18 protein-coding genes are annotated in these 19,657 nt (G+C 73.0%); 8 read left to right on the top strand and 10 right to left on the bottom strand.

Translation table 11 applies throughout. The features are described 5' to 3' along the window. The 3 genes from ACWEOZ_RS42965 to ACWEOZ_RS42955 form a co-directional block, all read right to left on the bottom strand. On the bottom strand, positions 1-2,203 hold a 2,203-nt coding region (locus ACWEOZ_RS42965), incomplete at its 3' end, for an MMPL family transporter (protein ID WP_451916437.1). A 222-nt stretch (positions 2,204-2,425) separates the two neighbouring features. Further along, a complete protein-coding gene (locus tag ACWEOZ_RS42960) occupies positions 2,426-3,466 on the bottom strand; it encodes an LLM class flavin-dependent oxidoreductase (protein WP_451916436.1) in 1,041 nt (346 codons plus the stop codon). 47 nt (positions 3,467-3,513) lie between these two features. Then, positions 3,514-4,089: a TetR family transcriptional regulator gene (locus tag ACWEOZ_RS42955; RefSeq protein ID WP_451916435.1), complete on the bottom strand. Its 576-nt coding sequence runs from the start codon at positions 4,087-4,089 to the stop codon at positions 3,514-3,516. Between the two features lie 77 nt (positions 4,090-4,166). Between ACWEOZ_RS42955 and ACWEOZ_RS42950 the strand changes: the two genes are divergently transcribed. After that, entirely contained in the window at positions 4,167-5,300 is a 1,134-nt protein-coding gene (locus tag ACWEOZ_RS42950) for an alkane 1-monooxygenase (protein WP_451916434.1), read from the top strand. On the opposite strand, the gene ACWEOZ_RS42945 is transcribed toward ACWEOZ_RS42950, so the two are convergent. Further along, a complete protein-coding gene (locus tag ACWEOZ_RS42945) occupies positions 5,285-6,112 on the bottom strand; it encodes a GNAT family N-acetyltransferase (protein WP_451916433.1) in 828 nt (275 codons plus the stop codon). The two genes, ACWEOZ_RS42950 and ACWEOZ_RS42945, sit on opposite strands and share 16 nt — an antisense overlap. A gap of 89 nt (positions 6,113-6,201) precedes the next feature. On the opposite strand from ACWEOZ_RS42945, the gene ACWEOZ_RS42940 reads away from it, so the two are divergent. The 3 genes from ACWEOZ_RS42940 (at position 6,202) to ACWEOZ_RS42930 (ending at position 8,708) form a co-directional block, all read left to right on the top strand. Continuing rightward, positions 6,202-6,840, top strand: coding sequence for a TetR/AcrR family transcriptional regulator (locus ACWEOZ_RS42940; RefSeq protein WP_451916432.1), 639 nt, complete (start codon positions 6,202-6,204; stop codon positions 6,838-6,840). Beyond that, a complete protein-coding gene (locus ACWEOZ_RS42935) occupies positions 6,837-7,064 on the top strand; it encodes a DUF6069 family protein (RefSeq protein ID WP_451916431.1) in 228 nt (75 codons plus the stop codon). The genes ACWEOZ_RS42940 and ACWEOZ_RS42935 overlap by 4 nt, the downstream gene beginning before the upstream one ends. 162 nt (positions 7,065-7,226) lie before the next feature. Continuing rightward, positions 7,227-8,708: an amino acid permease gene (locus tag ACWEOZ_RS42930; protein ID WP_451916430.1), complete on the top strand. Its 1,482-nt coding sequence runs from the start codon at positions 7,227-7,229 to the stop codon at positions 8,706-8,708. Positions 8,709-8,732: 24 nt separating this feature from the next. On the opposite strand, the gene ACWEOZ_RS42925 is transcribed toward ACWEOZ_RS42930, so the two are convergent. Then, complete coding sequence (locus ACWEOZ_RS42925) at positions 8,733-9,668, bottom strand: helix-turn-helix domain-containing protein (RefSeq protein WP_451916429.1); 936 nt, start codon at positions 9,666-9,668, stop codon at positions 8,733-8,735. A 71-nt stretch (positions 9,669-9,739) separates the two neighbouring features. Between ACWEOZ_RS42925 and ACWEOZ_RS42920 the strand changes: the two genes are divergently transcribed. Genes ACWEOZ_RS42920 through ACWEOZ_RS42910 form a run of 3 tightly spaced genes read left to right on the top strand, consistent with a single transcriptional unit; the run spans position 9,740 to position 12,091 of the window. Next, positions 9,740-10,744 (top strand): saccharopine dehydrogenase, encoded by a 1,005-nt coding sequence (locus ACWEOZ_RS42920; RefSeq protein ID WP_451916428.1) that lies wholly within the window; start codon positions 9,740-9,742, stop codon positions 10,742-10,744. A 16-nt stretch (positions 10,745-10,760) separates the two neighbouring features. Continuing rightward, on the top strand, positions 10,761-11,639 hold the full coding sequence (locus ACWEOZ_RS42915) for a S1C family serine protease (RefSeq protein ID WP_451916427.1): 879 nt from the start codon (positions 10,761-10,763) through the stop codon (positions 11,637-11,639). 47 nt (positions 11,640-11,686) lie between these two features. Next, entirely contained in the window at positions 11,687-12,091 is a 405-nt protein-coding gene (locus tag ACWEOZ_RS42910) for a PPOX class F420-dependent oxidoreductase (RefSeq protein WP_451916426.1), read from the top strand. A gap of 45 nt (positions 12,092-12,136) precedes the next feature. Here the strand turns inward: ACWEOZ_RS42910 and ACWEOZ_RS42905 are convergent, their stop codons facing one another. The 5 genes from ACWEOZ_RS42905 to ACWEOZ_RS42885 all read right to left on the bottom strand — a co-directional run bounded on the left by ACWEOZ_RS42905 (position 12,137) and on the right by ACWEOZ_RS42885 (position 18,573). Next, positions 12,137-15,598 (bottom strand): ATP-binding cassette domain-containing protein, encoded by a 3,462-nt coding sequence (locus ACWEOZ_RS42905; RefSeq protein ID WP_451916425.1) that lies wholly within the window; start codon positions 15,596-15,598, stop codon positions 12,137-12,139. Between the two features lie 112 nt (positions 15,599-15,710). Then, positions 15,711-16,892, bottom strand: a complete 1,182-nt coding sequence (locus ACWEOZ_RS42900) for a metallophosphoesterase (RefSeq protein WP_451916424.1) — start codon at positions 16,890-16,892, stop codon at positions 15,711-15,713. Positions 16,893-16,926: 34 nt separating this feature from the next. Continuing rightward, on the bottom strand, positions 16,927-17,598 hold the full coding sequence (locus tag ACWEOZ_RS42895; protein WP_451916423.1) for a nucleoside/nucleotide kinase family protein: 672 nt from the start codon (positions 17,596-17,598) through the stop codon (positions 16,927-16,929). Between the two features lie 16 nt (positions 17,599-17,614). After that, positions 17,615-18,265, bottom strand: a complete 651-nt coding sequence (locus tag ACWEOZ_RS42890) for a hypothetical protein (protein WP_433717454.1) — start codon at positions 18,263-18,265, stop codon at positions 17,615-17,617. A gap of 65 nt (positions 18,266-18,330) precedes the next feature. Next, entirely contained in the window at positions 18,331-18,573 is a 243-nt protein-coding gene (locus ACWEOZ_RS42885) for a hypothetical protein (protein WP_451916422.1), read from the bottom strand. A 303-nt stretch (positions 18,574-18,876) separates the two neighbouring features. Between ACWEOZ_RS42885 and ACWEOZ_RS42880 the strand changes: the two genes are divergently transcribed. Beyond that, the coding region (locus tag ACWEOZ_RS42880) for a polysaccharide deacetylase family protein (RefSeq protein WP_451916421.1) at positions 18,877-19,657 on the top strand (781 nt) is incomplete at its 3' end.

The raw sequence follows: 19,657 nt of genomic DNA, 5'->3' as shown, positions 1-19,657 counted from the left end.
CGGCGAAGCCACTCGGCTTGGCGCTGGCCGGCTGCTGCGGCACCTCCGGGGGCGCTGTCGCGCCGCTGGTCGCCGTGTCGTGCTGGGTGGTCATCAGCGCGGGCAGCACAACCGCCCGGATCAGCGTCGCGTCGAGCAGGATCGCCGCGGCCAGGCCCACGCCGAGCTGCTTCATGTCGATGGTGGACAGTGTCGCGAAGATCGAGAAGACCGCGACCATCACGATGGCGGCGCTGGTGACCACGCCCGCCGAGCCGGTGATGCCCTCGGCCACCGCCTCGCGGTTGGGCACCCCGCGCAGCACCGCCTCGCGGATCCGGCTGACCACGAAGACGTGGTAGTCCATCGACAGTCCGAACAGCACCACGAACAGGAACAGCGGCAGCCAGGTGACGATGGCCCCCATCGAGGTGAAGCCCAGCACGCCCTCGGCCCAGGTGTTCTGGAAGACCAGCACCAGCAGGCCGTACGCGGCACCGGCGGAGAGCAGGTTGAGCAGGATGGAGGTCAGCGCCACCACCACCGAGCGGAACGTCCACGCCATCACCAGGAACGTCAGCAGCAGCACGAAGCCGACGACGATGGGCAGCTTGTGCCACACGTGGGCGGCGTAGTCCTCGCTCTCGGCGACGCCACCGCCGACGGCGTACGAGGCGCCGCTGAGCCCGCCCAGCGCGGCCGGGACCAGGGTCTCGCGCAGCCGGTGCAGCGACTGCTCGGCCTCGTTGCTCCGCGAGGAGAACGGCGTGGCGATCTCCAGCACGGTCACCCGGGAGTCGGGGGAGACCTCGATCTCCGGCCCGGCCTGCTCCGGCGCGGCGAACAGCCGGTCGCCCCGGGTGCTCGCGGCCAGCTGGGTCAGGGCCGCCTTGACGGCGGGCGCCTGCTCGGCGGGGGCCTGCACGGCCACGAGGTGGGTGGTGCCGTTGCTCGGGTACGCGGCGGCCAGCCGGTCGTACGCCTGCATCGCCGGCGTGGTGCGCGGGAGGTCCTCGGTGCCCGGGAACTTGAGCTGCATGCCGAGCGCGGGTGCGGCCAGGGCGAGCAGCAGCCCGACGCTGATCAGCAGGGTCGGCAGCGGGCGGCGCAGGGCCGGGCGCAGCACGAGCGACCAGAAGCGGCTGGGCTGCACGACGCCGTCGGCTCCGGTGCGGCGGGCGGTGAGGCGCCACAGCAGCGGCACCCGCGGCCGGTCGACCCAGCGGCCCAGCTTGGCCAGCAGCGCGGGCAGCACGGTCAGGGAACCGATCACCGCGACGGCGACCACCAGGATGGAACCCACGGCCAGCGAGGAGAAGATGGCGTCCTGGGCCAGGAACAGTCCGGCCATGGCGATGACGACGGCCGTACCGGAGACGACCACCGCGTGCCCGGAGGTTTCGGCGGCGATCTCCACCGCGTCGACGTGGCCGCGGCCCTTGGCGCGTTCCTCGCGTTCGCGGCGGACGTAGAACAGCGAGTAGTCGATGCCGACCGCCATGCCGATGAGCAGGATGACGCTGGAGGTGGAGTCGTTGGACGGCACCAGGTGCGAGGCCAGAGTGGACAAGCCGATCGCGGCGGCCACCGAGGACAGGGCCAGCAGCACCGGGATGCCCGCGGCGATCAGCGCGCCGAACGCGACGATCAGGATGGCCAGGGTCACCGGCAGGCTGAGGATCTCGGCCCGCTTGAAGTCGGCGCCCAGGGTGTCGTCGAGGGCCTTGTTGATGGACGGCCCGCCGACCTGTTCGACGCGCAGGGCCGGGTGTTGCTGCTGGACCCGCGCGGTGGCCGCCCGCAGCGGCTCCACCCGCTCGGGCGCGGTCTCCGGGTCACCGCTCATGGTGATCGGCAGCAGCAGCGCGGTGCCGTCGACGGCCTTGACCGGCGCGCCGACCTCCGCGACGCCCGGGACGCTCCGCAGCTCGGCCGCCGCGGCGGTGGCCGCCGCCCCGGCGGCTTTCTGGTCCAGCGGGCCGGATCGCGAGGTGATCAGGACATTGTCGACGGCCGGCTCATCGGGGAACTTGCCCTCCTCGATCATGACGCCGGCGCGTCCTGACTCGCCGACGGCCTGGTCCTGTGCCGTGGCTTCCTGCAGGCCGGCCGCGTTGCCCCCGACGAAGCAGACCGCGACGAACACGACCCACAGCGCCACCGCCCGCCATGGGTGCTCGGCACTCCACCGTGCCACCCGAACCGTCACCGGTCGCTTGCTCATCGCTGGTTCCCCCTGCGTCGATTCCTGTGTCGAACCTGAACCTAGGCAGAGGGGGAGCTGGGAACATCCGGGTCGGACCCGTGCCGGACCCGGAGCCGGCCGGGTGCCCGGCTCGGGTCGGCGCGCGGGGCAGGAATGCGGCGAAACGGTGGTACCGGACGCCGGTCGGGGTCAGGGCTCAGTCCGGGGGAGGAGCCGGCCCGGGACGACCCCGAGACGGCCTCAGGGTTTGCCCGGGGCCACGGGCTGCGCCGCGGACCAGCCGATGGCCGGGGCGATGTGTCGGGTAATCGTCTCGAGGATGCGGGCGTTGTAGGCGACGCCGAGCTGGTTGGGCACGGTGAACAGCACGGTGTCGGCGGCCTGGACGGCCGCGTCGGCCGCGAGCTCCTCGGCGATGCGGTCGGGCTCCCCGGCGTACGTGCGCCCGAAGCGCGACCGCACCCCCTCCAGCAGGCCCACCTGGTCGTCGTGGGCCTGCTCGCCGAAGTAGATCCGGTCGATCTCCTCGGTGATCGGCAGCACGCTGCGCGAGACGGACACCCGCGGCTCCCAGCCGTGGCCCTGCTCGCGCCACGCCTGCCGGTACAGCTCGATCTGCTCGGCCTGGAGCCGGTCGAACGGCACCCCGGTGTCCTCGGACAGCAGGGTGGAGCTCTGCAGGTTCAGCCCGGCGCGGGCGGCCCACTGCGCGGTGGCCCGGGTGCCCGAGCCCCACCAGATCCGCCGGCGCAGACCCGGCGACTGCGGCTGCACGGCCAGGCCACCGCTGAAGCCGGTGCGCGCCGGGTCGGTCCGGGCCACCTTGGCGCCCTCGATCGCGGTCAGGAAGATCTCGGTCTTCTGCCGGGCGGCGTCCGCGGCGCTCTGTCCGTCGGCCGGCCGGTAACCGAACACCTCGGCGCCGCGCAGCACGGTCTCCGGCGAGCCCCGGCTCACGCCCAGCTGCAGCCGGCCGCCGCTGATCAGGTCGGCCGCCGCGGCCTCCTCGGCCATGTAGAGCGGGTTCTCGTAGCGCATGTCGATGACGCCGGTGCCGATCTCGATCCGCGACGTCCGCGCGCCGATCGCCGCCAGCAGCGGGAACGGCGAGGCCAGCTGGCGCTCGAAGTGGTGCACCCGGACGAACGCGCCGTCCACGCCGAGCTCCTCGGCCGCCTCGGCCAGCTCGATGGTCTGCAGCAGGGCGTCGGCGCCGCTGCGGGTCTGCGACCCGGCCGCGTCCCGCCAGTGCCCGAAGGACAGGAAACCGATCTTCTTCACCCCGGTGCGAACCACTCGGGGCGGCGCCGGATTCCCGGTCCGGCCGTTCAGCGCAGCAGCCGGACCAGGGTGTCGGCCAGCACGGCAGCCGTCTGCTCGGCCGGGGCGGACGGCAGCACGACGTGGCTGAGCACCAGCCGGACGATGGACTCGGCGGCCGCGGCTACGGTGTCCTCGCCGGCCGCCGGGACGTGCGCGGAGGCCCAGTCCCGGACGACCGCGCTCGCCGTTGTCAGCACCAGCTCGGACCGGGTCGTCAGGTACGGCAGCAGACCGTCGTCGCCCTGCGTGCCGGTCAGGATCGCCTTGACCAGCGGGTTGTCGGCGGCTTCGGTGAGGGTGCGCAGGATGGCAGCCTCGCCCCCGGCCCGGATGTCGCCGCCGTGGGCGACCAGCTCGGCGCGGACCGCGTCGACGAACCGGCTCACCTCACGGGCGGTCAGCGCCTCGGCGACCCCGGCCTTGGTGCCGAACTCGTTGTAGACGGTCTGCCGGCTCACCCCGACCGCGTCGGCGACGTCGGCCATCTTCACCGCCGCCCAGCCCTGCGAGACGGCCGCCGCCTGGGCGGCGTCCACGATCGCCTCGCGCAGCTGCCGGCTCTTCTCCTCGCGGTAACTCATCGGAGCGAATCTTAGACGTGATGCATGGTCATGTCCAAAATATTGACACGGGCGGCCCTCGTGTAAAGGATTGCCGCATGGCTTCCACCGTCACCGCCCCCGCCTGGCGGGACACCAAGCGCCCGCTGTGGCCGCTCGCCCTGGTGATCCCCGCGCTGCCGTTCGTCTCGCTCGCCGTGGCCGCCCTCTGGGACACCGGCTGGGCCTGGCTGCTCACCCCGGTCGTCGTCTTCGGCCTGATCCCCGCCATCGACCTGCTCATCGGCGAGGACCGGGCCAACCCGCCCGAGGACCTGGTGCCCGCGCTGCAACGCTCGCCCTACTACCGCTGGATCACCTACCTCTACCTGCCCGCCCAGTACGCCGCGCTGATCGTGGCCTGCGCCGTCTGGATCCGGGGCCCGAGCCTCGTCGGTGGCCTCGGCCTGGTGCTGACCATCGGCATCGTCAACGGCGTGGCCATCAACACCGCCCACGAACTGGGGCACAAGCGCGAGCACGTGGAACGCTGGCTCTCCAAGATCGCCCTCGCGCCGACCGGCTACGGCCACTTCTTCGTCGAGCACAACCGGGGGCACCACGTGCGGGTCGCCACCCCGGAGGACCCGGCCAGTTCGCGGCTCGGGGAGAGCTTCTGGCGGTTCTGGCCGCGTACCGTGCTGGGCAGCCTGCGCTCGGCGTGGCGGCTGGAGACGCAGCGCTTCCGGATCCGCTCCCGCAGCCCGTGGACGCCGCGCAACGACGTCCTCAACGCGTGGGCGATGACGGTGGTGCTGGTCGTCGCGCTCACCGTCGCGTACGGGCCGGGCGTCCTGCCGTTCCTGCTCGCCCAGGCCGTCGTCGGCTTCTCGCTGCTGGAGGCCGTCAACTACCTGGAGCACTACGGCCTGCGCCGGCAGCGCAATCAGGCCGGGCGTTACGAGAAGGTCGACCCGCGGCACAGCTGGAACAGCGACCGCCTGGTCACCAACGTGTTCCTCTTCCAGCTGCAGCGCCACAGCGACCACCACGCCAACCCGCTGCGCCGCTACCAGGTGCTGCGCAGCTTCGACGTGTCGCCGCAGCTGCCGGCCGGGTACGCCACGATGCTGGTCGCCGCGCTGGTGCCCCCGGTGTGGCGGCGCCTGATGGACCGCCGGGTCCTGGCCCACTACGGCGGCGACGCGAGCCTGGCCAACACCGGCCCGGGCCCGCGTCATGGGAGCGCGTAGTAGTCCTCGGTGATCACCGGCTCGAAGCCCAGGGAGGTGTAGAGGTTCAGGGCCCGGTCGTTGTCGGTGGCGACCTCCAGGTGCACGACAGTGGCGCCGTCGGCCCGGGCCGTACAGCACATGCGGTGCAGCACGTCCCGCCCGATGCCGCGTCCCTGGAGGCCGGGGTGGATGACGAAGCCGTAGACCCCGGCCCGGTCGCCGTCACGGTTGACCCGGGCGGTGCCGACAACCCGGCCGTCCCGTTCGACCACCAGGGCATCCGGGTCGTGGCCGGTCGACTCCGGCGGCTCCCACCCGAAGCCCAGGCGCAGCAGCTCCCGGACGGCCGGCTGGTCGGCGGGAGTCGCGGCACGGACGGTGACGCGGGGATCGGCCGGCACCGCGGCGGGCTCGCCGGGCAACTGGAGGGCGTGTTCGGAGTGGTCGAGGCGGCCGTTCCGCCGCAGGGCGAGCGACTTTCCCGCCACCGAGTGCCGCGGCACGACCAGCAGCACCGAGCTGTGCTCCTGCCGGCGGCACAGTTTCAGCCCGGCGTCCAGCAGCGCGGTGCCGATCCCGCGCCGCCGCGCGGCCGGATCGACCATCCCGGCCAGCTCGATGGTGGGGGCGCTGTGGGTGTAGAGGCCGAGGAAGCCGAGCAGCCGCTCGCCGTCCCACCACAGCACATCCTCGACGTCCCGCCCGGAGCGGTGGCGCAATGCGTTCCACTCCAGCTTCAGCCGCCCGCCGTCGGCGGCGACGACCCGGCGCTCCAGGTCCTCGACAGCGGTGAGGGCGGCCGGGGACAGCCCGGCAGAGAGATCTATCACGGGTGCAACCCCATCACGCCGGTCAACCGGGTTTGCACCGTCAGGGTCGGGCTTGACGGAGTGAGTACTCACTCCGTACGGTCGACGACATGACACCGGATAACGGACGGCGCCGGGCGCCGGGCATGACGGCCGAGCAGCGGCGCGAGACCATCGTCCGAGCGGCCTTGCCCCTGGTGGCCGAGCAGGGCGCCGCGGTCACGACGGCCCAGATCGCCCGGGCGGCGGGCATCGGGGAGGCCACCATCTTCCGCGTCTTCGCGGACAAGAACGACGTTCTGCACGCCTGTATCGCCGCGGCGCAGGACCCGGCGATCGTCCTGCAGGAGCTGCAGTCGATCTCGCTGGAGCAGCCGTTGGCGGCGCGGCTGGTCGAGGCGGTGGAGGCCCTGGACGCGTATCTCGGGCGCATGGGCACGGTGATCGGCGCCGTGCGCATGTCCGGCACGCCCCACCGCCGGCCCGGCACCGAACCGATCGATCCCGCCCGGCCTCGCGAGCGGTCCACCGGCCGGGACGCCGCTCAGGCGGCGACGCGACAGGCTGTGCTGGACCTGTTCGAGCCCGACGAGGCCGGCCTCCGGATATCGGCCGGGGCCACGACGGACGCCTTCCTCGGCCTGTTCTTCGGCCGGGGCGGCGGGCCGCGTCACGGCGGCTCGGCCACGACGGAACAACTGGTGGATCTGTTCCTGCACGGGGCGTGCCGTCCGCTGGGCACGGCATGACCGCCGTGGGCCGGCGCCAGGTGCCGCGCCGAAGCGCGTACCGGCTTCTCAGGGCTCGCGGCATCTGGACCGCCATCGCGGTGCTGGTGCTGCTGATGTCCTTCGCGCCGATCACTTCTCCGGGCCTCGATGTCCTCACCCGGGTGGCTCTCTCGGCGCTGCACCTGGGTGTCGCAGTCGTTGTCGTACCGATGCTGCTGCACACCAGCCCGTTACGACGGTAGTCCGGCGATCGGAGCGGGCAGTGACCCGCGACCCGTCGCCGGCGTGACTCCGCGGGCCGCGTGACGCGCGGTACCGGCGCCGCCCGCATGGTCCGGCCGGAGCGGGGGTAACCGCAAGCCGCGCCAGCCGTCCCGGACAGAGGGGAGCCCACCGTGTCGATGATGCGGACGAAGCCGATCGAGGTCGTCCTGGCCCAGAGCGGCGACCAGGCCGAGGAGGGCCGCGAGGGCGACGGACGGCTGCGCCGGCGGCTGGGGCCGCTGGACCTGATGGGCTTCGGGATCGGCATCGTCATCGGTACGGGTATCTTCACGCTGACCGGCATCGAGGCGCGCGACCACGCCGGCCCGGCAGTCATCGTGGCGTTCGCGCTGGCCGGGCTGGCCAGCCTGCTCGCCGCCCTCTGCTACGCCGAGCTGGCCTCGAGCGTGCCGACCGCGGGCAGCGCCTACACCTACGCGTACGCGACCATGGGCGAGATCGTCGCCTGGATCATCGGCTGGGACCTGGTGCTGGAGTTCGCCCTGGGCGCCGCCGTGGTGGCCCGCGGCTGGTCCGGCTACCTGGCCGAGCTGTTCGACCTGCCCGGCACCTTCTTCGGCGAGGACAGCGTCGTCAACCTCGGCGCGATCGCGATCGTGCTGCTGCTGGGCGCGGTCGCCACGATCGGTATCCGCCAGTCCTCGCGCGTCACGAACGTGCTGGTCGTCGTCAAGGTGGCGGTCTGCGTCTTCGTGGTGATCGCCGGTGCCTTCTTCATCAAGGCGGCCAACCTGACCCCGTTCGTCCCGCCGTCGCAACCGGTCGAGGACGACGCGTCGGGCCTGACCCGCCCGCTGTCCCAGCTGCTGTTCGGCATCGACCCGTCGGCGTTCGGGGTGGCCGGGGTGCTGACCGCCGCGGCGGTGGTCTTCTTCGCGTACACCGGCTTCGAGGCCGTGGCCAACCTGGGTGAGGAGACCCGCAAGCCCCGCCGCGACCTCCCGCTGGGTCTGTTCGGCACGCTGGGCGTGTCGGCGCTGCTGTACGTCGCGGTGTCGTTCGTGGTCGTCGGCATGGTCGACTACCGCCAGATCGACCGCGGCGCCCCGATCGCCTCGGCCTTCGACGCGGTGGGCGCGGGCTGGGCCTCGGCCCTGGTCTCGATCGCGGCGGTGGCCGGCCTGACCAGCGTCATCCTGGTCGACATCGTGGCGATCGGCCGGATCGGCTTCGCGATGTCCCGCGACCGCCTGCTGCCGCCCAAGGTGGGCGCGGTCCACCCCCGCTGGGGCACGCCCTACCGGACGACCATCGCGGTGACCGTGGGGATCGCGCTGCTGGCGGGCTTCGTGCCGCTGTCGTCGCTGGCGAACCTGGTGAGCATCGGCACGCTGTTCGCGTTCGTGGTGGTGTCGGTGGCGGTGCCGGTGCTGCGCCGGACCCGGCCGCAGCTGTCCCGGCCGTTCCGGGTGCCGCTGTCCCCGGTCCTGCCGATCGTGTCGGCGCTGGCGTGCCTGTACCTGATGACGAACCTGTCGGTGGAGACGTGGCTGCGGTTCCTGGCCTGGCTGGCGATCGGGCTGGTGGTCTACCTGACATACGGGCGGCGCAACAGCCGGGTCGCGGACCGCGAGGCGGAGGAAGCGGGGTCGGCGCATTGAGCCTCGGAACGGCATGACAGTGCCCTACGCGCGGAACGTCCGCCGGTAGGTCTCCGGCGGTACGCCGAGCTGCTGGTTGAAGTGCCGCCGCAGCGTCGTCGCCGTGCCCATCCCGGTCCGTGCCGCGATCTGCTCGACGCTCAGGTCCGACGTCTCCAGCAGCTCCTGGGCCAGCCGCACCCTCTGGGTGAGCAGCCACCGCAACGGGCTCACCCCGGTCACCGCGTGGAAGTGCCGCGCCAGGTTCCGCGAGCTCATCCCCGCCCGACGCGCCAGCTCCCGCACCGTCAACGGCAAAGCAACGCGTTCCAGCGCCCACGGCAGCACCTCCGCCAGCACGTGGTCCGGTCCGTGTCCCACCGCGGCCGGGATGAACTGGGCCTGGCCGCCCTGCCGGTGCGGGGGTACCACCAGGGTGCGGGCCAGGGCGTTGGCCACCGCCGTACCGTGGTCGGTCCGGACCAGGTGCAGGCAGAGGTCCATGCCGGCCGCCTTGCCGGCCGAGGTCAGCACGTCGCCGTCGTCGATGTAGAGCACGTCCGGGTCGACGTCGATCGCCGGATAGCGGTCGCGGAGCAGCGCCGTGTGCGCCCAGTGAGTTGTCGCGCGCCGGCCGTTCAGCAGGCCGGCCTCGGCGAGGGTGAACGCGCCCGTGCACAGGGATGCCACCCGGGCGCCTGCCTCGTGGGCGGCGCGGACGGCGGCGACCAGTGCCGGTGACGGCGGGTCGGCGGCGTCGCGGCAGGACGGGACGATCACCGTGTCGGCTTCCTTCAGGGCTTCCAGGCCGTGCTGGATGCCGGCCCTGAGCCAGCCGCCGACGGCTGCGCCGTCATCGCCGCAGATGGTGAAGTCGTACCAGGGGGCGGCCAGGTCACGGTCCACGCCGAAGACCTCGCACGCCGCGGCGAGCTCGAACAGCGGGGTGCCGTCGGTGACGGCCAGGGCGACGGAGGGCATGTCCGAAACTGTACGGGGGACGGCGTTGCGGACGCTGGCCGTACCGGGCCGGGGCGGCCAGGCTGATCACCATGAGTGAGAGGATCGCTGTGCTGGGCGCCGGGGGTCACACCGGCGGTTTCGTCGTCGCCGAGCTGCGGCGGCGGGGGATGACGCCGATACCCTGCGGTCGCGCCACCGATCTGGACGAGGCGTTCCGGGACGCCGCCGCCGTGATCAACTGTGCCGGTCCGTTCGCCGTGACCGCCGCGCCGACGATCGAGGCCGCGATCCGCGCCGGGATCCCCTATCTCGACGTCACCGCCGAGCTGGAGGTCGTCACCGACACCTTTGCCGCCTTTCCGGGCGCTGGCATCCCGATCGTGCCGGCGGCCGCCTTCTACGGCGGCCTGGCCGATCTGCTCGCGACCGCGGTGGTGGGGGACCGGCCGGTCGCCGATCACCTGACCATCGCCTACGCCCTCAGCGGCTGGCGCCCCACCCCCGGCACCCGGGCGACGGGCCGGGTGTCCGCGCAGCGCCGCGAAGGCCGGCGCGTCACCTACACCGGCCGCCGGCTGCGGCACCGCACCGGCGACGCACCCCGCGCCGAGTGGACCTTCCCGGCGCCCGTCGGCACCCGGCCGGTGGTGGGTGAGTTCACGACGGCCGACAGCGCCGTGATCCCCACCCATCTGGACGTCACCGACATCTTCACGGTCATGACCAGCAACGCGGTCGACGACCTGTTCGCCGCTGATCCGTCGGGCCCCGTCGCGGTCGACGAGCACGGGCGGTCGGCGCAGACGTTCCTGGTCGAGGTCGTCGCCCGCTCGGGTGGCGGGGAGCGCCGGGCGGTGGCCAGTGGCCGCGACATCTACGCGGTCACCGCGCCGCTGGTCGTGGAGGCGGCCGCGCGGATCGTGGCCGGTGAGGGGGCGTCGGCCGGGGTCGCTTCGCTGGGTGCGCGGTTCGATCCCATGGAGTTCCTGCATGCGCTGGCGGCCCACGGCGTCCGCGCGTACAGGCAACCCACAGAGAGCTCACCGCCCGCTGACAACCTGCCGGGCGACAGTGGGGTCATCACCGCTCACTGACGAGGCGAGGCGCGCCATGACCGATCTGCTGACCCGGCCCCCGTACATCGAGGACCCCACGTCCACCGGCACCACTCCGCCGCCGCCGCCGGACGTCTTCGGTCACCGTGGCGGGGGAGACCGGCACTGGCCGCGGCGGGTCGCCGGCGGCGCCGCGGTGCTCGCGCTGATCGCCGGCGGCGGTACGGCGGGAGGCCTCGTCGCCGAGCACTACGCCGACCGGGCCCTGACCACCACCGCCGCCACGGCCACCACCGCCACCGCTGTGGCCGTGAGTGAGAGCAACAGCCTCGCCCCGATCGCCGCGAAGGTCGCGCCCAGCATCGTCACCGTGCTCATCGACGGTGCGAACGAGTCGGCGCTCGGCTCCGGGGTCGTGCTCAGCGCCGACGGGTTGATCCTGACCAACAACCACGTCATCTCCTCCGGGGGCACGGTCAGCGTGCGGCTCTCCGACGGGCGTACCGTGCCGGCCGAGGTTGTCGCCGCCGACAGCACCCACGACCTGGCGCTGGTGCAGGCGACCGGGGTGTCCGGGCTGACCCCGGCCACGTTCGGGACGGACGACAGTGTGGCCGTCGGCGACACCGTGCTGGCCTTCGGTGCACCGCTGGGGCTGGAGGGCACCGTGACCTCCGGCATCGTCAGCGCCCTCGACCGGGAGGTCGGCACCGGCACCGAGCAGCTGACCGGCCTGCTGCAGACCGACGCGCCGATCAACGAGGGCAACTCGGGCGGCGCCCTGGTCGACACCTCCGGCAACGTCATCGGCATCAACGTCGCCATCGCCACGGCCGGCGACCAGAGCACCGGCAGCGTCGGCCTCGGATTCGCCATCCCGGCCGGCACCGTCACGAGCGTGGTCCGGCAGCTGCAGACGCAGGCAGCCTCCTGACCGCGAGCTCTTGACCTGAAGCCGGGTGCAGGTTGTCGACTGCGGGCATGACCTTCACCGCAGCAGAACTCGCCTACCTGGCCGCCCAGCCGCTCGGCCGCCTGGCGACCGCCCAGCCCGACGGCACCCTGCAGGTCAGCCCGGTCGGCTTCCGCTGGAACAGCGACCTGGCGACCATCGACATCAGCGGCTGGCACATGGCCGCCAGCCGCAAGTACCGCAACGTCGCGGACAACGGGCGGGTCGCCTTCGTGGTCGACGACCTGCTCTCGACGGACCCGTGGCGGGTGCGCTGCCTGGAGATCCGGGGCGTCGCCGAGGCGGTCCAGCCCGCCGAGGGCGAGGCGCTCATCCGGATCCACCCGCGTCGCATCATCAGCTTCGGCATCGACGACCCGGACAGCGAGCCGCACGCCCTGGTCCCGAGCAAGCGGGACGTGGTGAGCCGGTAGCAGGCCGGGGACCGTCGGCGGCGGAAACCCGCCGCCGGCGATCACTCAGCCGGCCAGGTGGCCGTACCTGTCCTCCAGCTCGCGCCAGGTGCCCTGGGCCACCGCGCGGCCGCCGATCAGCACGACCACCTTGTCGGCGCGGGACAGCGCCGCGCGTTTCGAGGTCGAGCCGATGACCGTGACGCCGTGCTCGCGCAGGGCCCACCACAGCTCCAGCTCCGTCGTGACGTCCAGGGCGGACGACACGTCGTCGGCGATCAGCAGCTCCGTGCGCGGCGCCAGGGCCCGGGCCAGCGCCAGCCGTTGCAGCTGGCCGCCGGAGAGCCGGGTGCCCTTGTGGCCGATCAGCAGCTGCAGGCCGCCGCCGGCCGCCGCCAGGTCGTGCTCCAGCTGCGCGGTGCTCACCGCGTCGGCGGCATCGACCTCGTGACCGAGCTTGATGTTGTCCGCGACCGTGCCGGACAGCACCCGGGGCAGCTGGGCCACGTAGCCGACCTGGTTGGGCCGCAGGAACACCTCCGGCTCGTCCACCGGCCGGCCGTTCCAGGTCAGCGAGCCGGTGTGGTGCACGATCCCGGCCAGGGCCCGCAGCAGCGACGACTTGCCGGCGCCGACCGGGCCGACGACCAGCACCAGCTGGCCGCGTTCGACGACCAGGTCGATGTCCTGGGCGCCGACCGTGCCGTTCTCGTGCACCGCGCTGAAGCCGGACAGCGCCAAGGTGCGCAGCGGGTTGCGCGGCGGGGCCGGCGGCGCGTCCGCGGTCCCCTGCGCGATGTCCACGCCCGGCACCGCCGACGAATACTCCGACACCCCGGCCATCGCCACCGTGCGGCGCGTCCACACCCGGGCCGACGGGAAGTGCGACACCAGTGAGGCCGTGGTCCACGCGAACCACCGGGCCGCGCCCAGGGTCGCCACCGCGATCAGCGTCGCCGCCGCCGACAGGTTGCCGGCCAGGTACATCGCCCAGGCGGCGATCGGCAGCAGGCCGCTGACGACCGACGGCGTGGAACGGGCCCACACCTGGATCGAGATCTCCCGGCGCTGCCGATCGCTGCGGGCCGCGTCCAGCCCGGCCAGATGCTCCAGCACCGAGCTCGTCGCGCCGGCCAGCTTCACCGTGCGGGCCGCCGACAGCGAGGACACCAGCGCGGTCGCGAACGCCGCGCGGGCCGCCACCGTGTGCCGGGCCGCGCGTTCCAGCCGGGGGCCGAACAGCGTCGCCGCCAGGCCCGAGATCACCATCGTGCCGATGAAGAACGCGGCCGGCACGAACGACCGGGAGGCCGCCGTCATCGCCACGATCATGACCAGGCTGACGCTGGTGTCGATCAGGTTGTCGGCCAGCATGACGACGCGTTCGGTGTCGCCGCCCTGGGCCACGACCTCGGCCGGGGTGTACTTGCTGACCCGGCGCGGGCCGATCTGGCCGTGCACCAGCCGCATGCTGATCCGCAGCATCTGCCGGACCCACCACTCGGGGAACCAGGCGCCGGTGTAGTACAGCGCCGGGATCGCCACGATGAGCCCGGCGGTGATGCCGATCGCCGGCCACATCGGATCGCCGACGTTGTCGACGACTTGCGACCACAGCAGCGGCAGGATCGCGCCGTCCAGGCCGAGCAGCACCAGGACGAGGAACAGCGAGATCGCGGCGAGACCGTATCGCGGGTCGTTCATGGTCAGCCGGGCGATCTCGCGCATGGTGCGGGCGCGGGGGGCCGGTGGCAGCGGCGGCGGGTCGGCCAGCGGCAGCGTGTTGCCCAGCTCGGTGCGCAGCGGCTCCTCCGGCTCCCGTTCGAGCAGGGCCACCCCGCCGGAGGCGCGCGCGGGCGCCGTGACGTTGGAACTCGCCAGCAGCTCGGCGAACCGCTGCGACTCGCGCAGCGGGCCGGCCTCCAGCACCTGGCCGTCGGCGAGCACCACGACCTCGTCGCAGCGGCGCACCGAGGACAGCCGGTGCGCGACGATGACGCCGATGCGCCCGGCGAGCAGCCGGTCGGTGGCGCGCTGCACCCAGGCCTCGGTGACCGGGTCCATCCGGGCCGTGGCCTCGTCCAGGATCACCACGTGCGGATCCCGGACCAGGATCCGGGCGAACGCGACCAGCTGCTCCTGCCCGGCGGAGAGCACGTAGCCGCCCTCGCCGAGCCGGGTGTCGATGCCGTCGGGCAGCGCGTCGGCCCACGAGGTCAGGCCCAGCTCCTCCAGCGCGGCGCCGGCCCGCGGCTGCAGCTCCGGGTCGAACAGCGCGATGTTCTCGGCCAGGGTGCCGGCCAGGATCTCGGTGCGCTGCGGGACGATCGCCGTCCACCGGCGCAGCCCCTCGACGTCCAGGTCGACGATGTCGGTGCCGCCGAGGAAGACGGTGCCGCGGGGCACGTCCACCGCCCGGGTGAGCACCTTGGCCAGGGTCGACTTGCCCGAGCCGGTGCGCCCGATCAGCGCGTAGGACCGGCCGCGGGCGAAGGACAGGTTGATGTCGCGCAGCGCCGGTGGGCGCCCGGAGTCGGCCTCGCCGTAGCGGAAGGTCAGATCCCGGATCTGCAGGTCGCCGTCGACCGGCGGCAGCCCGGACGTCGGCTCCTGCGGTACGGCCCGCAGCGACTGCACGCGGCTCCAGGCCCCGAGCGCGTTCTGCAGCTCCGGCACCATCCGGGTGACGTGCTCCAGCGTGCCGCCGAAGCCGAGTGCGAGCAGCCACACCGCGGTGAGCCGGGCGCCGTCGACGTGCCCGGCGGTCAGGGCCCAGGCGCCGACGATCACGAGGGCCGCGATCAGCACCCGGGTGATCGCCCCGGCGCTGAGGGTCACCCGCGACGACGTGGTCCACACCTTGCGGCCGCGGATCAGCACCTCGCGGGCGCGCCGGGCGTAGAGCCGGCGGACGTACGGGGCGGCCAGGCTGGTGCGGACGTCGTCCTGGCCGTGGACCGACTCCTCCATCACCGCGGCCAGGTCGGACCAGGCCTCCTCCTCGCGCACCCGCAGCGGCGAGATGCGCTGGACCGGTTTGGTCAGCACGGCCACCAGCAGGATCGAGACGAGCAGCATGCCCAGGCCGGCGGGCCACCAGGCGAAGAACGCGGTGACGATGGAGAGCACCGCCACGGCGAGGGACTGGGCCAGCCGGACGCCGCTGCCGCGCAGCTCCGAGCCGACCTGGTAGACGTCGCTGTCGATGCGGTCGAGCAGCTCGCCGACCGGGGTGTTCTCCAGGGCCGGTAGCTCCTGGCCGAAGGCGACCCGGCACAGACCACGGCGCACGGTGGCCGCCCAGTCGGCGGTCAGCCCGGCGACGACCAGGCCGACGATGACGTCGCTGAGCACGGAGACGACCAGGGCGATGGCGAGCAGGATGAACAGTGGCACGGACCGGTTGACCAGGACGGCGCCGGCGAGGCCGAGCGCGCCGGCCTGCCCGGCCGCGCCCAGCACGATGAGGACCGCCACGAAACCGGTGCGCCGGGGCGAAGTCGCCCATAAGTCGCGGAGCAGGCGCATCGAAAGTCCTCACGGATAGGGGAAGGCGGTGGCTCCATCCTGCGGTGCGTGCGGGTACGGACTCAACGCAATTACGCGGTCGCGGATTATCGCGTGCGTCACCATGGCGGGGTCAGCCCGCGTGCAGGGTGAGCAGGGTGATCTCGCTCGGCGCGAAGATGCGGAACGGCGGCCCCCAGAAGCCGGTGCCGCGCGAGGTGTAGAGCTGCGTGCGCTCGCCGTGCCGGCTCAGTCCCTGCAGCACCGGCTGGTCCAGCCGGACCAGGTAGTGGAACGGCCACATCTGCCCGCCGTGGGTGTGGCCGGACAGTTGCAGGTCGACGCCGTGCGCCACCGCCCCGGTGATCTGCTGCGGCTGGTGGGCGAGCAGCAGCACCGGCAGGTCCGGGTCGGTGCCGGCCAGGGCGGCCTCGTGGTCCATGTGGTGGCCGGGCACGCCCGAACCCGCGGCCGTACGGTCGTCGACGCCGGCCACGACCAGGCTGTCGCCGTTGCGGGTCACCACCACGTGCCGGTTGTGCAGGGCCTCCCAGCCCAGCGAGGCCATGTGCTCGACCCAGCGCTGGGCACCGCTGAAGTACTCATGGTTGCCGGTCACGTAGACCCGGGCCAGCCGGGCGCGGACGTCGCCGAGCGGCGCCGCCTGCTCGCGGCGCTGGGCCACCTCGCCGTCCGCGATGTCGCCGGTGTGCGCGACCACGTCGGGCTCCAGCGAGTTGACGACGTCGATGACGCCACGCGACCAGCGGGCCCGGTCGATCGGGCCGTAGTGGGTGTCGGTCAGCAGCACGACCTTCAGGCCGTCGAGCCCTCGACCGAGACGGGGGATGCGCACGTCGATGAGGCGGACCCGGGAGACGCGCATCGCTTCGGCGTACCCCCAGACCAGCAGGACCGTCGCGATTACCGCGACCGACACCGTGACGATCCGGGAGCGGGCCGGGTCGGCGACACCGGCCAGGGCGAGCACCGCCCGCAGCACGTTGCCGAGCAGCGACCAGACGAACAGCACCCAGACGATGCCGAGCATCGTGTCGGCGGCCCGGGCGGCGCCGTCGCGGTGGTGCCGGCCGTGCCCGCTGACCATCAGGAACGGGAAGGCCACGGCGGCGACGGCGACCAGCGCGGTGCCGGCGGCGAAGACGGCGCCGGGCCACCGGTTGCCCGACCAGACGAGGGTCCACCAGGGCACGCCGAACAGCAGCAGGAGCACGGCCGCGACGATCAGGCCGAATCGCAGGGCGCGGCCGGGCCGGCGACGCGGCTCGGTCTCGACGGTTTCACCGACAGACACAGCAGAAGTCTGCCACGGTCCGGCCGGTGGATGCTCAGGGCGGCGGGGGCGGAGTGCCGATGCTGTCGATGAGGGCGGCCGGGACCAGCAGATCCGCCCGCTCCCGGGTGGCGGCGATCACCGTGGCGTTGCGTTCGTCGGTGCCGGTCGCCCACCGGGCCGCGTCGTGCTCGCTCTTGCCGAAGCGCCGGTGCCGGTCGATCAGCCGGTGCAGCCGGGACTCCTGGTCCAGGTCGGCGTACCAGACCTCGTCGAGCAGCGGCCGGACCCGTTCCCAGCCGCCGGCCGGCACCAGCAGGTAGTTGCCCTCCGAGACGATCAGCCGGGTCGCGCGGGGTACGCCGATGGTGCCGGCGACCGGCTGTTCGATGACCCGTTCGAAGCCCGGCGCGTAGATCATCTCGTCGGTGTCCTCGCGCAGCCGGCGCAGCAGGGCCGCGTAGCCCAGCGGGTCGAACGTGTCCGGCGCGCCCTTGCGGTCGCGGTTGCCCAGCCGTTCGAGCTCCACGTCGGCGAGGTGGAAGCCGTCCATCGGGACGTGCGCGACCCATTCCGGGCCGGCCGTCTTCGCCAGTGCCGCGACCAGTTCCTCGGCCAGCGTGGTCTTGCCCGCGCCGGGAGCGCCGGCGATGCCCAGGATCGCCCGTCGGCCGTCGCGGACCAGCCCCCGGGCCCGCTCGACGAGCCCTTCGAAAGTGACGGTCATGCCCGTACGGTACGGCTCACAGCCCCAGCCGCAACGCGGTGACACCGGCCGGGGAGAGCGGTCTGGTCATGGCCCGCACGAGGTCGCTGTGGATGACGCCGGGCAGCTGGGTGCCGAGCGCGCACAGCGCCGGGTAGTGGTCGAGCACGTCGCGGTGGCTCAGCGCGCCGACCCCGATCAGCAGACCGTTGACCGCCGACGGGGTCCGGGCCAGTTCCGCGCACAGCTCCATGCGCCACACCGGGTCGTCGACGTGCGTGGCGAACTCGCGGGCGATCCGGTTGCTCGCCGAGTACGTCTCGTCGGGCGCGGCGTGGCGACCGGAAGGGGCCAGCACCGGCGCCATCCGGACCACGACGCCCAGGTGCAGCGCCAGTTCCGGCACGGTGAGCACCTCGAGGCCGAAGGAGCAGGTGTCGCAGAGCGGCCGGAAGGTCTCGGCGTGCACGACCATGGCGGGTCGCGGGCAGTCGGCCGCCGGGCTGCAGACGGTGTCCATGATGATCTCGGCGAGCCGGCCGGCCTCGTCGAAGCGGCCGATGCCGAAGTACGCCGTCGGTGACTCCCGGTAGCGGGTCAGGGCGGCCTGTTCGCTGCCGTAGCCGTCGGGGTCGATCCCGATGCGGGGTACGCCGTGCTGTGCTCGGAGTTGGATGAGCCGGAACATCCTGTTCACTCCCCGGGGTCTTGAGGACGCTGCAACCGGGGGTACGCAACAGGATGTCCGGCGGTTCACTCCTTACGCTGGGTATAAGAATACTGGCGTCGAGCGCGGTGCCCCGTCAGCAGGAAGCAGTCAAATGTCACTGCGTGCAACGCGTACGTCGCCGCGGTGAGGGTCAGCAGCATGCCCGCCAGCACCAGGGCCAGCGGCGCGTCGAGCACCGGCCAGGCGGTGGGCAGTGCGGCGACGCCGAGGACGAGCCCGGCCTCCAGGGTGGCCTCGGCGAGTCGTCGCGCACGGTCGGGTTTCATGCTCACACCTTCGCCGTGACGGCGGGTGTTCCGCTTCCCTCCGCAGCCGGATCGCGGCTATGACTTTCGGTGGAGGGGCCGGCCCGGGCCGGATCCGCCGGTGCCGGAGAGAATGACCGACGCCGATATGTCGATCAATGGTCCGGCAACTGCGCTGGACACCTCGGAAACTGCGCCGTAGCGTGGCCTGAGCGGCCACGATGGGCCGCGGACCGGGCCCGGGGCGGAGTTGCCCGAACCCCGAAGCTTGCCGGGATGGCGACCGATAATGGTCATGTCCGTCAGGTGTGGGAGGAACGAACGGTGACCGTTGCGGCGCCGCCGGCATGGGAGTCCCTGCCGGCGCTGATGTATCACTCCGTGTCCGCCGTGGCGGGCCCGTTGAGTGATCTCGCCGTGCCCCGCAGCCGCCTCGCCGAGCAACTCGGCGCGCTCACCGACGCCGGTTACCGCCTCGTCGGGCTCTCCACCGCCCTCGACGAGCTGGAGCGCGGCAGCACCGACAAGCTGATCGCGGTCACCTTCGACGACGGCTACCGCGACTTCCTCACCGCCGGCGTGCCCGTGCTGGCCGAGGCCGGCGCCGGAGCCACCCTCTACGCCTCCGTCGGTCACCTCGGGGCGCCGGCCGGCTGGCTCGGCCGCTGGGCCCCCGACTTCGGCCGGCTGCTCACCTGGGACGAGCTCGCCGAGGTGGCCGGCGCCGGCATCGAGATCGGCAACCACAGCCTGCTGCACCACCCGCTCGACGTGCTCAGCGCCGCCCAGCTGCGCGAGGAGACCCTGCGCAGCAAGGACGAGCTCGAGCAGCGGCTGCAGCGCCGGGTGCGCAGCTTCGCGTACCCGCACGGCTACAACGGCGCCAAGGTCCGGGCCGCGGTGCTGGCCGCCGGGCACGACAACGCCACCGAGGTCGGCCGGCGGCTGCACCGGCCGGGGGAGCGGCGCTTCGCCGTACCCCGGTTGCAGCCGACCCCGGCCATGACCGGCGCCGACCTCGTCGCCCTGGTCGCCGGCGGGGGCTCGCCGCTGGTCCCGCGGCTCAAGCACCGCGCGCCAGCCGGGCTGGGCGAGCTGCTTGAGC

It is taken from the genome of Actinoplanes sp. NPDC004185 (genome assembly GCF_053603475.1).
The sequence above is the reverse complement of the archived record's forward strand: the minus strand, read 5'-3'. Positions and strand labels throughout refer to the sequence as shown.